This window comes from Shewanella sp. SM69, from assembly GCF_025653985.1.
GTDB lineage: Bacteria > Pseudomonadota > Gammaproteobacteria > Enterobacterales > Shewanellaceae > Shewanella > Shewanella oncorhynchi.
Window position 1 is genome coordinate 510,439 of record NZ_JAKKRV010000001.1, and the last position, 14,644, is coordinate 525,082.

The 14,644-nt window shown below is 46.0% G+C and carries 9 protein-coding genes and 1 pseudogene; 9 read left to right on the forward strand and 1 reads right to left on the reverse strand.

The features are described from left to right. Positions 1–27 precede the first annotated feature (27 nt). From L5M37_RS02405 to L5M37_RS02420, 4 genes are all read left to right on the forward strand, one after another. Positions 28–987 carry a DmsE family decaheme c-type cytochrome gene (locus tag L5M37_RS02405; protein WP_263165956.1) on the forward strand — a complete coding sequence of 320 codons (960 nt, stop codon included), beginning with the start codon at positions 28–30 and terminating at the stop codon, positions 985–987. A 13-nt stretch (positions 988–1,000) separates the two neighbouring features. Continuing rightward, positions 1,001–3,151 carry an MtrB/PioB family decaheme-associated outer membrane protein gene (locus L5M37_RS02410; protein ID WP_263199240.1) on the forward strand — a complete coding sequence of 717 codons (2,151 nt, stop codon included), beginning with the start codon at positions 1,001–1,003 and terminating at the stop codon, positions 3,149–3,151. Positions 3,152–3,186: 35 nt separating this feature from the next. Then, entirely contained in the window at positions 3,187–5,106 is a 1,920-nt protein-coding gene (locus tag L5M37_RS02415) for an OmcA/MtrC family decaheme c-type cytochrome (protein ID WP_263199242.1), read from the forward strand. A gap of 248 nt (positions 5,107–5,354) precedes the next feature. Further along, complete coding sequence (locus L5M37_RS02420; protein ID WP_263199243.1) at positions 5,355–7,547, forward strand: OmcA/MtrC family decaheme c-type cytochrome; 2,193 nt, start codon at positions 5,355–5,357, stop codon at positions 7,545–7,547. Positions 7,548–7,589: 42 nt separating this feature from the next. On the opposite strand, the gene L5M37_RS02425 is transcribed toward L5M37_RS02420, so the two are convergent. After that, positions 7,590–7,751 (reverse strand): hypothetical protein, encoded by a 162-nt coding sequence (locus L5M37_RS02425; protein WP_198572185.1) that lies wholly within the window; start codon positions 7,749–7,751, stop codon positions 7,590–7,592. Positions 7,752–7,889: 138 nt separating this feature from the next. On the opposite strand from L5M37_RS02425, the gene L5M37_RS02430 reads away from it, so the two are divergent. The 5 genes and pseudogenes from L5M37_RS02430 to L5M37_RS02450 all read left to right on the forward strand — a co-directional run bounded on the left by L5M37_RS02430 (position 7,890) and on the right by L5M37_RS02450 (position 14,643). Continuing rightward, positions 7,890–9,842 carry an OmcA/MtrC family decaheme c-type cytochrome gene (locus L5M37_RS02430; RefSeq protein ID WP_263172156.1) on the forward strand — a complete coding sequence of 651 codons (1,953 nt, stop codon included), beginning with the start codon at positions 7,890–7,892 and terminating at the stop codon, positions 9,840–9,842. A gap of 68 nt (positions 9,843–9,910) precedes the next feature. Further along, entirely contained in the window at positions 9,911–10,912 is a 1,002-nt protein-coding gene (gene mtrA, locus L5M37_RS02435; RefSeq protein ID WP_028760483.1) for a decaheme c-type cytochrome MtrA, read from the forward strand. A 12-nt stretch (positions 10,913–10,924) separates the two neighbouring features. After that, a pseudogene (locus L5M37_RS02440) lies at positions 10,925–13,012 on the forward strand (MtrB/PioB family decaheme-associated outer membrane protein). Between the two features lie 216 nt (positions 13,013–13,228). After that, positions 13,229–13,834 (forward strand): hypothetical protein, encoded by a 606-nt coding sequence (locus L5M37_RS02445; RefSeq protein ID WP_263199245.1) that lies wholly within the window; start codon positions 13,229–13,231, stop codon positions 13,832–13,834. 110 nt (positions 13,835–13,944) lie between these two features. Further along, the gene (locus L5M37_RS02450; protein WP_263199401.1) at positions 13,945–14,643 is read left to right on the forward strand and encodes a uracil-DNA glycosylase family protein; all 699 of its coding nucleotides are present in this window, start codon (positions 13,945–13,947) and stop codon (positions 14,641–14,643) included. Position 14,644 lies beyond the last annotated feature (1 nt).

A 14,644-nucleotide genomic window follows, 5' to 3' on the forward strand; every position in this document is an offset into this window, starting at 1 on the left:
TATAAATGCACTCGGGAAAACATAACCATGGAAATAGGGCTAAAGTTCAGAAGCATAGCTAAGGCTATGCTATGTATTTTGTTATCAATCGCGAGCGTTTCGGCCTCAGCGACCCCTTGGGATGACAAAAAACCAGAAGAAGTTGTTGCGACATTAGACAAAAAATTCGCCGAAGGTAAGTATTCCGCTAAAGGCGCTGATACTTGCCTGATGTGCCACAAAAAAAGTGCCGTGGTGATGGCAATATTTGAGGGGGTTCATGGCAACCCCAATGTGAAAGATTCACCCATGGCCGATTTGCAGTGCGAAGCCTGCCACGGCCCTTTAGGGAATCATAACAAAGGTGGCAAAGAGCCGATGATCACCTTTGGCGCTAACTCCCCTGTTCCCGCGCAAAAGCAAAACAGTGTCTGCATGAGTTGCCACAATGACAGTCAACGTACCGCATGGAAAGGCAATCACCACGATAACGCCGATGTCGCCTGTAGCAGCTGCCATCAAGTGCATACCGCAAAAGATCCTATCAGCGATAAAGCCAATGAAGTCGCCATTTGTACCCAATGCCATACCCAACAAAAAGCCGATATGCACAAGCGCTCGGCGCATCCATTACAGTGGCAACAAATGGTGTGCAGTGACTGCCATAATCCCCACGGCAGTTTAAACGATTCAAGCTTGAAGCAAATGAGTGTTAATGAAAATTGCTATAGCTGTCATGCCGAAAAACGCGGCCCTAAACTGTGGGAACATGCCCCCGTCACCGACAACTGCGCTAATTGCCACAATCCCCATGGCAGCGTGAACGAAGCCATGCTGATCAGCAAACCGCCACAACTGTGTCAGCAGTGTCACGCTTCGGATGGCCATAGCAGTAATGCCTATTTTGGCAATCAAACCAATGCCTTCACTTCTGGTAATTCCTGTATGAATTGTCACGGACAAGTGCATGGCTCTAACCATCCTTCTGGCAAATTACTACAGAGATAACAAGGGAATGATCATGCGAACAGCTAAAATGTCCCACCCTAGCGCTTATTTCTCCCTCACTTTGCTGGCTTGGGCGATAAGCGGTGTTTTGACTCAAGCACACGCCGAAGGTTATGAGCTGCAAGAAGCGAATCGAAGTAACATAAAGACCGAGGCATGGAGCTGTAAGCAATGCCAACTTAAGACAGGTCATATTGGCAATGTCAGTGCCAGCCTCGCTTACAACGATAGTGAGGACAGCCGTTTCGGTAACCGCACAGGGACAGATAATGATGGTCTCGTTGGCGCCGTCGGTGCGGATATGATGTACAAAACGCAGACGGGTTATCAAACCGAGCTGGTCGCGGACAAGTTAGGCTTTGACGCTGGATCTGCCATGCTCACAACCGGAAGGCCGGGAAACTATCAAATCAACTTGGGTTATAGAGGCTTAGCAAACTATAACCATAATCAACTCAAAAGCCCCTATACCTCAGTGCAAGATAAAATATTATTGCCCGATAACTGGATAACAGGCGGCACAACGCAATCTATGCCTATGTTACAGAGCAGCCTTGTTAGCCAAGATTTAAGTATTCAACGTGATCGCTTTAGTATCGGTGGTTACTACGCTGGCAAAATATCACCTGAAGGTGACAATAACAGTCACTACAAAGCCTCGCTAAACTATCAGCATGAAGACCGCAGTGGCGCAAAAAAGACCAGTGCCAATATACTCACCAATAGCGTTATGCTAGCCCAACCAATTGATGACAGTACTGATGAAGTCGATGCGAGAGTTTATTTTAACGGTTCAGGCTGGCAAGCAGGCCTCAATAGCCAAATCAGCCAATATAAAAATGATCACCAAGCCATGCAGTGGCAATCAGCCTACACACCCACCTTTGGTGCAGCATACTTAGGCCAGAATGCGGTCGACCCCGACAATAAAGCCTACCGAGTTGCCGCAGAAGCCTCAGGGGGAGCAAATGGTCAAAATGTATTGATGCACGCAGGCTTTAGCCGTATGACCCAAGATGACACCTTTATTCCTGCCACCATCAATGGCCCATCGCCCGTCCTGCCTGCGGATACCTTAAATGGCCAAGTTGATATTGTAGAGATGGACCTTAAATATTCAGGACGGATCAACCAAGATTTAAGCATGCAGGCAAGCTACAGCTATCAAGACAGAGATAATAAAACGGCTCAATTAGACTTTCCGCAGATCGTCACCGACAGTATTAATCAAGGCACAGCCCAAAATAGCCTTTATGATAAGCGCACCAAAAAACTCGACCTTAAAAGCAAATACCGTTTTACCTCAGCGGCTTATGCCGAAGCGGGTTACAGCCATAATGAAAACGATTATGCCGAACTCGACCGCCAATCCGTCGATGAATCTGGCGTGTTTGCTAAACTAAGTTATCGCTATTCGCCCGCATGGTCAGCTTGGTTGAAAGGAGAAGCACTAGAGCGAGATGGCAGTGAATATCATCCCGTCGCAACCACTCAAAGTTCAAGTAATCCTTGGCTACGTAAATCCTACCTTGCCGATAGAAAAAGACAGAAAGTCACCTTACACACGGATTATCAGAGCGACATTGGTCTATCTCTTGGTGCCAGCTTACACAGTATTAATGACGACTATCATCATACCCTAGTAGGTCTAACAAAGGTGTCCTATCTCGGTTACGACTTGTCAGCCCAATATATGCTGAGCAGTGACCTCAATTTAACCGCCTTTGTTAACCAAGATTGGCGCGATTCAGACCAAGCGGGCAGTAATTCCTTCTCGACACCCGATTGGTACAGCACTGCCGAGGAAAAATCGACCTTGATTGGTGCAGGGCTTAGTTATCAAAACCTGTTCGATCATCACCTCGATATTGGTTTGGATTACAGCTATTCCGATGGACAGAGTGATACAGAAGTGACCTACGGCATCACCAGTCCCTATGGCGATTTTTACGCCCGCAAACACAATATTAATGCCTATGCCAAATATAAGTTTGCCGACAGTATGTCGCTGCGCGTCGATTGGTTATTCGAAAAATATCAAGATGCTAACTGGCAAAACCAAGGCACAAGCTGGGACACGATTCCCAACGTACTCAGTTTTGGTGATATGGGCCACGACTACAACGCTCACTACTTAGGCTTGACCTTAAGCTACCAAATGTAACTTAGGCACTGACAGCGCATTCCAAGGATAGAAATATGAACAAGTTTGCAAAAATTCGCACTCAATTCAGTCTTATGCTGGCCTTAGTCTCGCTATTAAGCGCCTGTGGCAGTGATAACGGCCAAGATGGTAATCCCGGTGAGCCTGCGAAACCGCCTGCATTAACGATAACTAACCTTAACATCATGGTCGATAAAGTCGCGATGACAGATGGCATTGCTCAAGTGGATTTTCAAGTGAGCAATCAAGATGATGAAGCCGTGATTGGTATCCCATCGGCGACATTTATTGCTGCGCAGCTTCTCCCCCAAGGTTATACAGGCGCGGGGAATAGCAGTGAATGGCAGCACTTTACCGCTGAAACCTGCGCGGCAACTTGCCCAGGCAGTCTCACAGATCATAAAAACGGTCACTACAGTTATACCTTCAGCGCCGCATTTAATGGCATGAATGGAGTGACGTTTATGCCCGAAGCGACCCAAAGAATGGTGGTCAAAATTGGCGGCGATAAACTTGCCGATAACACGCCCTTACCTATAACCAATCAGCATTATGACTGGCAATCTTCAGGTAGTAATGTCGCTTACACCCGCAACTTAGTCACAATAGAGACCTGTAATAGTTGCCACAGTAATCTAGCTTTCCATGGCAGTAGATATAATCAAATCGAAACCTGCGTCACCTGCCATAACAGCAAAAAAGTCAGTAACCCTGCGGATATTTTCCCACAAATGATCCACAGCAAACATTTAACCGGCTTCCCGCAACCCATTAGTGACTGCCAAACCTGTCACGTCGATAAGGCTGAGTTAACCGAACAGCAAAACTGGCGCAGAATCCCGACCATACAAGCCTGTGGTGCCTGTCATACACAGATCAATTTCCCCGCAGGCGAAGGACACCCAGTGCAAACAGATAACAGTAACTGCGTGGCGTGTCATAATGCCGACTGGACCGCAAGCGTACACAGTGATGAAGCTAAAAACGCGGCATTGATGCAATTTAGCCCAAGTATCACCAGCGCCAGTATGGATGCCAATGGCACGGTCACTGTTGCGGTTAAACTAATGAATCCAGCCACAGGAACTGTGTATAGCGAAAGTGCCAATAAGCTAAAATTTATCAATGATTTAAGGATATATGCCAACTGGGGAACCAGTTTTGATTATGCGACCCGTTCAGCTCGCTCGATTAAACTGCCGGAATCCACACCCATATCAGGCTCTAATGGCATTTATACCTATACGATAGCGGGCCTTACCGTGCCAGCAGGCACTGAAACGGATCATGGTGGACTTGCGATTCAAGGCAGAGTCTGTGCCAAAGATAAAGTACTGGTTGATTGCACGACTGAACTGGCGGAAGTGTTAGTGATTAAATCCAGCCACAGTTATTTTGATATGGCAGCATTAAGCAGTACGGGTCGCCGCACTGTTGTCAGTAATACAAGCTGCGGTAATTGCCATGGTGATCAAAAACTGAATATTCACGGCTCACGTAACGATCTCGATGGTCAATGCCAGCTATGCCATAACGCCAATATGCTGGCCGATGCGACGGCAGCCAATCCTTCAATCACGTCATTTGACTTTAAGCAGCTGATCCACGGTATTCACACCAGTCAATTCACAGGGTTTGAAAGCCTAAACTACCCAGGAAAAATCGGTAACTGTGCCCAATGCCATGTTAACGATACTGCGGGAATTTCTACCGTCGCCCTCCCCTTAAATTCAGCGGTGCAACCCCTTGCCCTCAATAACGGCACTTTTACCAGCCCAATTGCCGCTGTGTGTAGCAACTGCCATTCAGATACCAGCACTCATAACCACATGGCGCAGCAAGGTGCTGTTTTTGCAGGTACAAAATCCGATGCAACCGCAGGAACTGAAACCTGTGCTTTCTGTCATGGGCAGGGCGGAGTCGCGGACGTGTTGAAAGTGCATCCAATAGACTAACCCTATGATGCTGGCCTAAAAAGGCCAGCAACTGCAGATATAAAAGGAACTCATACGATGCAGCCATCTACTCCTAAAGAAATAGTCAGATCTCAGTCACATTACCCGCCTAAAGTGACTGATAAATACCAGTGACTTAGTTAGCCTTACAGATGGAAAACTAATTCCACACATCTTATGCGGGTAATGAGATTTATTCTTATTTGCTAAGCGTTTGATGATGATTACAACTATTGCAGGGAAATATCATGATGAAACGGTTCAATTTCAATACCGCAACAAAAGCGATGTTGGGTGCCGGTTTACTCTCTCTACTACTCGCCGGTTGCGGTGGTAGTGACGGTAAAGATGGTGAAGACGGAAAACCTGGCGTTGTCGGTGTTAATATCGATTCAACTCCTACACTGAAAGCAAGTTTCACTAACGCCACAGTCGATGCAGGTAAAGTGACTGTTAATTTCACATTAGAAAATGCGAATGGTGTGGCTGTACTTGGCTTGAATAAAGATCACGACATTCGCTTTGGTATTGCGCAACTTAGCCACGTAACAGTAGCAACAGAAGATCCAGCAAAACCCGCTGACCGCGGTTACCAATGGCAAGCCTATATCAATACGAAAAAAGAACCTGGCACAGTGCCTTCTGGCGTGGATAACCTCAATCCATCCGCTCAATATCAAGCCAACGTTGAAGCTGCAGCCAAGTGTGATACATGTTTAGTCGATCATGGTGATGGCAACTACAGTTATACCTATCAAGCCAATATCGCCAATGTCACTGAGCCCTTAGCCATCACTTACAGCGCTGAAGCGACTCAACGTGCAACCTTAGAGCTTGAGTTACCACAACTTTCAGCAAACGCACATTTTGACTGGCAGCCTTCAACAGGTAAAACAGAAGGAATCCAAACACGTAACGTTGTTTCAATAACAGCCTGTTACACCTGTCACCAACCAGAAAGTTTAGAGTTACACGGCGGCCGCAGAGTTGATATTGAGAACTGTGCATCTTGCCATACGGCAACATCTGGTGACCCTGAATCAGGCAATAGCATTGAATTTACTTACATGATTCATGCTATCCATAAAGGTGGCGAACGTCATACCTATGATGAAACTGGAGCGGAAGTTCCTGCACCATATAAAATTGTGGGGTATGGCGGTAAAGTCATTGACTATGGCAAGGTTGGTTTCCCATTAAAACCTGCCGCGGATTGTGCAGCCTGTCACGTAGAAGGAACGAACGCGCCAGCTAATGCCGATCTATTTAAGGCTGATTTAAGTAATCAAGCCTGTATTGGTTGTCACACTGAAAAACCATCTGCTCACCACAGCAGCAATGACTGTGTTGCCTGTCATAATGCAACTCAACCCTATGGTGGAACAGGCAGTGCGGCTAAACGTCATGGCGATGTGCTGAAAGCTTACTCTGACACTAAAACTATGGGTATTAAGTTCAGCAATGTAGGTGTCAACACCACAGGCAAAATCACTTTCGATGTTCAAGTTATTGATAAAGATGGCAATGCGATTGACAAAGCCTTCGTGAACCAGGGCTCGCGTGTTGTAGTAGCATGGGATTCTAATAAAGACTTCCCGAGTTCTGCTACGGCTTCTTACAGTAACCGTCGCATTGCTCTAAGTGAAGGTACCTATAACGAAGCCAATAAAACCTACTCATTGACTGGCACTAAGTTCAATTTACCCGCAGATGCAAATGGTAAAACATTCGAACTATGGTCAACATTGGAAGTATGTTTCAACAATGGTGGCTATGGCGTTGCGGATGTTGTGATGACAGATTGTGCGACAGCTAACACACACAAAGTCCCAGTCAAAGAAGCTCCTTATCACTTCGTTTGGAAAGATAATGCAGTGGATAGCACAGCTAAAGCAGCTACTCGTCGTGATATTATTGACCCAACAAAATGTCAAGGTTGTCACAATCAAGAAATTCACCACTATGACAATGGTGTAAACTGCCAAACTTGTCATACATCAGACAAAACCCTTAAAGCCGATTCAAGCTATCCTGGTGGCAAAATCCCAACTAGCTTTGCTTGGAAAGCTCACGAACGTGAAGGCCATTATCTAAAATATGCAGGCGTACAATCGGGCACTGTGCTTAAAACTGATTGTGCTACATGTCATACTGTAGATAAATCAAACGTCATTACAGGTATTACCTTAGGCCGTGCACCTGAACGCACATGGCGTTTTGGTGACATCAACAATAACGGTACCGATATTTGGGTCTCTTCTGATGCTGGCGCATGTTTAAGCTGTCACCAGAAATATCTCTCTGATGCCGCTAAATCTCATATTGAAGCTAACGGTGGTATCTTAAACGGTACTAGTGCAGCCGATGTGCAAACCCGTGCATCTGAAAGCTGTGCGACTTGCCATACACCAGCTCAATTGAGTGAAGTCCACGGTAACTAAACAGGTGTAACGCTCTCATTCAGAGCAATGTTTTTATTGTTATTAAAGAGAGAGGTTGTTACCTCTCTCTTTATATTCTTCCCTTTCAAAACCCCGCTGTTTTTTTGTTCTAAAATCATTTTTACCTCTCGCTTTAAATACCTCTTTAGAAATAGAAAGATCCAAGTCACACATTAGCAAAGGCCTTGGAGATTTTAAGGTCATGTTAGGTTAGCCTTTCCTTGGGGAATTCTATTTCCAGCATCCACTTAAGTCGCTTCTAGTGACCAAAAACACAGACATAGAATCTGTTGGCTCTAGAACATAGCGTTTAAGCAATGCCAAACCTATGCAGGGAAAAAAATGATGAACGCACAAACAACTAAAATCGCACTGCTGTTAGCAGCAAGTGCAGTCACTATGGCCTTAGCGGGCTGTGGTGGCAGCGATGGTAATGATGGTAATCCCGGTGAACCTGGTGGCGAACCTGCTCCAGCGATTCAAACCCTTAATTTCGCCTTTGACAAATCTGTCGTCACTAACGGTATTCCGAGTGTTGAGTTTACCGTCACTAACGAAAATGATTTACCCGTTGTTGGCCTACAAAAAATGCGTTTTGCCGCAGCACAATTAATCCCACAAGGTGCAACTGGTGCAGGTAATGCGTCACAATGGCAATACTTTGGTGATGAAACCTGTGATGTCGCTGCAACATGCCCAGGGACTTTCGTTGACAAGAAAAACGGTCACTACAGTTATACTTTTAGTATGAACCTGACCGCTAACACTAAAGTCACCTATAACGAACAGTTAGCTCAACGAGTATTAATCCGCGCTTATAACACTCCGCTTCCCGATGGTACTCAAGTACCAAACAGTAACGCCTTTGTCGACTTCACTGCCGATACTGGCGCACTGCCAACATACAGTCGCAAAATTGTCGCCACAGAAAGCTGTAATACTTGTCACCAAGATTTAGCCAATGTTAAACATGGCGGCGCGTATTCTGACGTTAATTACTGTGCAACTTGCCACACAGCCGGAAAAGTCGGTGTAGGTAAAGAGTTCAATGTTCTCGTTCACGCTAAACACAAAGACCTCACCTTAGGCTCATTAGAAAGCTGTCAAAGCTGTCACGCTGCAAATGAGGCTACGCCTGATTGGAGTAATTGGTCACGTATCCCAACTGCTGCCTCATGTGGAAGCTGCCATAGCGCAGTGGACTTTGCTGCCGGTAAAGGTCACTCACAACAGCTAGATAACTCTAACTGTATCGCCTGTCATAACAGCGATTGGACTGCAGAACTGCACACAGGTAAGACTGCAGACAAAAAAGCCGTTATCGCTCAGTTAGGTATGTCAGCAGCACTTGCTGGTCAAGCTGATGATACTGCAGTATTAACCGTGTCTATCTTAGACAAAGATGGTAACGCAATTGATGCGGCAACCGTTCAAGATAAGATTAAACGTTTAGAGTCCGTTACCAACGTTGGCCCTAACTTCCCGATCATGGGCTACAACCCAAGTCCAGGTAGCGGTAAAGCGAAAATAGCGAAAGACTTAGTCAAAGATGGCGCACTGCAAGAAGGTGTAACCTTAGTTGACGGTAAATTAGTCTTTACAACACCCGTTCTACCTTTCGGTGCAGGCGATACTGATACCGCCTTTACCATTATCGGTTTAGAAGTGTGTAGCACTGGTACAAGCTTAACCGCATGTACCGCAGACAGCGCAACAACGAGCATGAAAGCCGAACTGGCTTTTGGCACTAAGTCTGGTAAAGCACCGAGCATGCGTCATGTTAACTCAGTTGAGTTTGGTACCTGTCAAGGTTGTCACGGTGATAGCTTCGAAATTCACAAAGGCCACCATGCAGGTTTTGTTATGACAGAACAGCTATCACATGCAAAAGATGCCAGCGGTAAACCAATCGTCGGTGTGGATGCGTGTGTCGCTTGTCATACCCCAGATGGTACCTATGCAAGTGGTGCAAACAAAGGTGCGTTGGAGATGAAATTACACGTTGTTCATGGTAAACAAGGTGTCATCAAAGAATGTACCCAATGTCATAACGACTTCAACCTAGATGCATTCAAGGTCAAAGGCGCTCTGGCAACAACTGCGGGTAAATACACCACGCCAATCACTGCCACTTGTACTTCATGCCACGCACCAGAATCTATTGGCCACGGCTTAGAAAATATGGGCGCGATTGTGAACGGTGATTATGTTCAAGCCAATCAAGCGGCGCAGTCAGAAACCTGTTTCTACTGTCACAAACCCACACCAACAGATCACACTCAGGTGAAGATGTAATTTGCCCAAGCAGGGGGAGTTCGCTCCCCCTTTCTTGAATTTTGTTGGGACAAATTGGGAAGCCTATTATGAAGAACAGCCTAAAAATGAAAAACCTACTGCCGGCACTTGTCATCTCCATGGCAATGTCTGCAGTGATGTCTTTATGCATCACACCGAGTGCACACGCCTCAAAGTGGGATGACAAAATGACTCCAGAGCAAGTCGAAGCCACCTTAGATAAGAAGTTTGCCGAAGGCAGCTACTCCCCTAAAGGTGCTGATTCTTGTTTGATGTGCCACAAAAAATCTGAAAAAGTGATGGACCTCTTCAAAGGTGTCCATGGCGCCATTGATTCATCAAAGAGCCCAATGGCTGGCCTGCAATGTGAAGCCTGTCATGGTCCTATGGGTCAACACAATAAAGGCGGCAACGAGCCGATGATCACTTTTGGTAAGCAATCGACCTTAAGTGCAGAAAAACAAAACAGTGTCTGTATGAGCTGTCACCAAGATGATAAACGCGTATCTTGGAACGGTAGTCACCATGACAATGCCGATGTCGCTTGTGCCTCATGCCACCAAGTGCACGTCGCAAAAGATCCTGTGTTATCAAAAAACACCGAAATGGAAGTCTGTACTAGCTGTCACACTAAGCAAAAAGCAGACATGAATAAACGCTCAAGTCACCCACTAAAATGGGCTCAAATGACCTGTAGCGATTGTCATAATCCCCATGGGAGCATGACAGATTCCGATCTAAACAAGCCTAGCATTAACGAAACCTGTTACTCCTGCCACGCCGAGAAACGCGGCCCAAAACTGTGGGAACATGCACCCGTCACTGAGAACTGTGTGACTTGCCACAATCCTCACGGCAGTGTGAATGATGCCATGTTGAAAACCCGCGCACCGCAGCTGTGTCAGCAATGTCACGCTAGCGATGGCCACGCCAGCAATGCTTACTTAGGTAACACTGGTTTAGGTTCAAACGTCGGCGACAATGCCTTTACGGGTGGAAGAAGCTGTTTAAATTGCCACAGTCAGGTCCATGGTTCAAACCATCCATCTGGCAAGCTATTACAGCGCTAAGGAGACGAGAAAATGAAATTTAAACTCAATTTGATCACTCTGGCGTTACTAGCAAACACAGGTTTTGCAATAGCGGCCGACGGGTATGGCCTAGCCAATGCCAATACAGAAAAAGTCAAAATGTCCGCTTGGAGCTGTAAAGGCTGCGTTGTTGAAACGGGTACGTCTGGCACTGTGGGTGTTGGCGTAGGTTACAACAGCGAAGAGGATATTCGCTCGGCGAATGCCTTTGGGACTTCAAACGAAGTTGCGGGTAAATTTGATGCCGATGTCACCTTCCGTGGTGAGAAAGGCTATCAAGCCAGCGTTGAAGCTTATCAACTGGGCATGGATGGTGGCCGTTTAGATGTCAATGCGGGCAAACAAGGCCAGTATAATGTCAATGTAAACTATCGCCAAATCGCCACTTACAACAGTAATAGTGCCTTAACGCCCTACTCTGGTGTCGGCAGCGATAATTTAACCTTGCCAGACAACTGGGTAACTGCGGGTTCAAGCAGCCAGATGCCGTTACTGATGGACAACCTAAATGCCTTAGAACTGTCGCTCAAACGTGAGCGCACAGGGTTAGGTTTTGACTATCAAGGTGAATCCCTGTGGAGTACGCATGTGAGCTACATGCGTGAAGAAAAAACCGGCTTGAAAAAAACATCAGGTGGATTCTTTAACCAATTCATGATGTTAGCTGAGCCAGTTGATTACACCACTGACTCCATTGAAGCTGGCATTAAACTAAAAGGCGATCGTTGGTTCACTGCACTTAACTACAATGGCTCAATTTTTAAGAACGAGTACAACCAGTTAAACTTCGACAGTGCCTTCAATCCAACTTTTGGTGCTCAAACCTCTGGCACACTCGCCCTTGACCCTGACAACCAGTCACACACAGTGTCGCTCATGGGTCAATACAACGACAATACCAATGTGTTAACAGGTCGTGTGCTTGCGGGACAAATGAGTCAAGACCAAGCATTAGTCACTTCAGGCTATGGCTATCAAGTGCCAACAGAGGCCGTTGATGCCAAAGTTGACCTCACAGGGTTGAACTTAAAAGTCGTCAGTAAAGTGACTAACTCACTGCGCTTAAGTGGTAGCTACGACTATAGCGACCGTGATAACAATACTCAAATTGAAGAGTGGACCCAAGTCAGCATCAACAATGTTAATGGTAAGGTGGCCTATAACACCCCTTACGATAACACTAGCCAACGCTTCAAAGTGGCGGCGGATTATCGTATTACCCATGGACTGAAGCTTGATGGCGGCTATGACTTCAAACGTGATGACCGTAATTATCAAGACCGTGAAACCACAGATGAAAATACTGTTTGGGCACGTTTACGCGTTAACAGCTTTGAAACTTAGGATATGTGGGTTAAGGGCAGTTACGGTCAGCGTGATGGCTCGCAATATCAAGCTTCTGAATGGACATCTTCTGAAACCAACAGCCTGTTACGTAAGTACAATCTGGCTAACCGCGACAGAACCCAGATTGAAGCTCGAGTCACCCACTCGCCAATCGACAGCTTGACCATAGATTTCGGTGCCCGTTACGCATTAGATGACTACTCTGACACAGTTATTGGCTTAACTGAGTCAAAAGACACCAGTTATGATGCCAACATCAGCTACATGATCACCGATGATTTATTGGCGACAGCCTTCTACAACTATCAAATCATTGAGTCTGAACAAGCGGGAAGCAGTAATTACAGCACCCCAACATGGACAGGATTCATTGAAGACAATGTAGATGTGGTCGGGGCAGGCCTGAGCTACAACAACTTGCTTGAGAACAAGTTACGCATGGGATTGGATTACACTTATTCAAACTCCGACAGTAACACTCAAGTCAGACAAGGTATCACAGGCGACTATGGCGATTATTTTGCCAAAGTGCACAACATTAACTTATATGCTCAATATCAAGCCACCGAGAAAATGGCGCTGCGCTTGGATTATAAAATTGAGAATTATAAAGACAATGATGCCGCCAATGATATCGCCGTCGATGGGATCTGGAACGTCGTAGGCTTTGGCAGCAATAGCCATGACTACACAGCGCAAATGATCATGCTGAGCATGAGTTACAAACTCTAATCGATACTGTTGATAATACGAAAAGCCCGCATTTTGCGGGCTTTTGTTTAAGCGCAGCATTATCTTTTAAAGCGATAACATCATGGCAGATAACAGTAAAAATCTTGAATAAGATCAGACTCTGGCGCGAAAGTCCGCCCATAAAAACCTTAATCCTTGAGTTTTGGCTCACTTTAGCGGATCTTAATTCAATCTTTTAGTTAATCCTCTGAGCCAATGCGTATTTATTCTTCAATCTCCCAATCTCAGTGGCTGTTATCAATTCCCGCACTAGTGGGGCTAAGCCTATTACCCTTACCCGCCATGGCGTTCGACCCATCGGGTGGCGCAGCGAGCCTATTTATCATTTTAGGCCTAGGTGGTTTTACCTTAATCAATCTGTTTCTACAGGGCTTATTCTTTTTTGCGGGTCAGTATCGCAGCGCCACTTTTGCTAAACGCCATGTATTAAGCGCACTAATAGTGCCATTAATTGCCATTGCGTTAGCCATTTATGATCATAGAGGTTGGAGTGATTTCGCCCTTAACTTAGGTATTATCTGTGTCGGTATTGGACTGATTTTATTGCCACTACAGCTTTGCCAAATCGATAAACCCACCAATCGCAATGCCGATTGGATCATCAGCCTAGGGGCATTATTCATCTTAGCTTTGAGCTATGTGATTGCGCCATTAGCCCTCTTTACGATTGTGCTGGCCCACATTTGTTTGGCTTCAAGCACAAATCAAATTCCTAAGATATTAAGTTATATCAGTTTAATCCTTGGCTATTCTCTTTTTGGCTACTGGGTATATCAAACAGTGATGATGCTCCAATCCTGATTGAAAATGAATGAGCAACGATAAAATTAGCGATTAAATTGACTAAGACGAATCTCACTAAAACGCCATCGCCACTTTGCGTAACTGTATCGCCATCATGCTCGGCATCAATGGCCAAACTGCTGGCAAAAATCAGTGCCTGTACTTTATGTCAGGCCCATTTACCCTTAGCGCCCAAGCCGATATTGCAGGCCAGTACCCAAGCGCGGATTTTGATTGCAGGCCAAGCTCCGGGCGTGAAAACCCACCATAAAGGCATACCTTTTGACGATGCCAGCGGTGAACGGCTGCGCACTTGGTTGAATGTCACGCGGGAGCAATTCTACGACCCCAATCTTTTTGCCATTATCCCTATGGGATTTTGTTTTCCGGGCAGTATCGAAAAAAACGGTAAAAAGCAGGGTGATAAACCACCGCGCCCCGAATGTGCTGCCACTTGGCATCAGGCCTTGCTCGCCCTAATGCCGCAAATAGAGCTAATTGTGATCCTCGGCCAATATGCCATCGACTATCATCTACCGCGCGAATCGTCCAAGGCCGTAAACCCCACTTTGCCGATCACTGAGCCTCAAACAACCAGCAGTAAAATTTCGACCAGCGCTAAAGTAAAAGCCATCCCCAAACTGAAACCAATAACAGTGACCCAAGCATGCGCGCAATGGCAGCAATATTGGCCTAAGTATCTTGTCTTGCCGCACCCAAGCCCGCGTAATAATCTTTGGCTTAAGCAGCATCCTGAGTTTGAACGCGATATGCTACCCAGATTAAGAATGCGTATTGCATCCCTATTAAACCTTCAACCCCACTAGG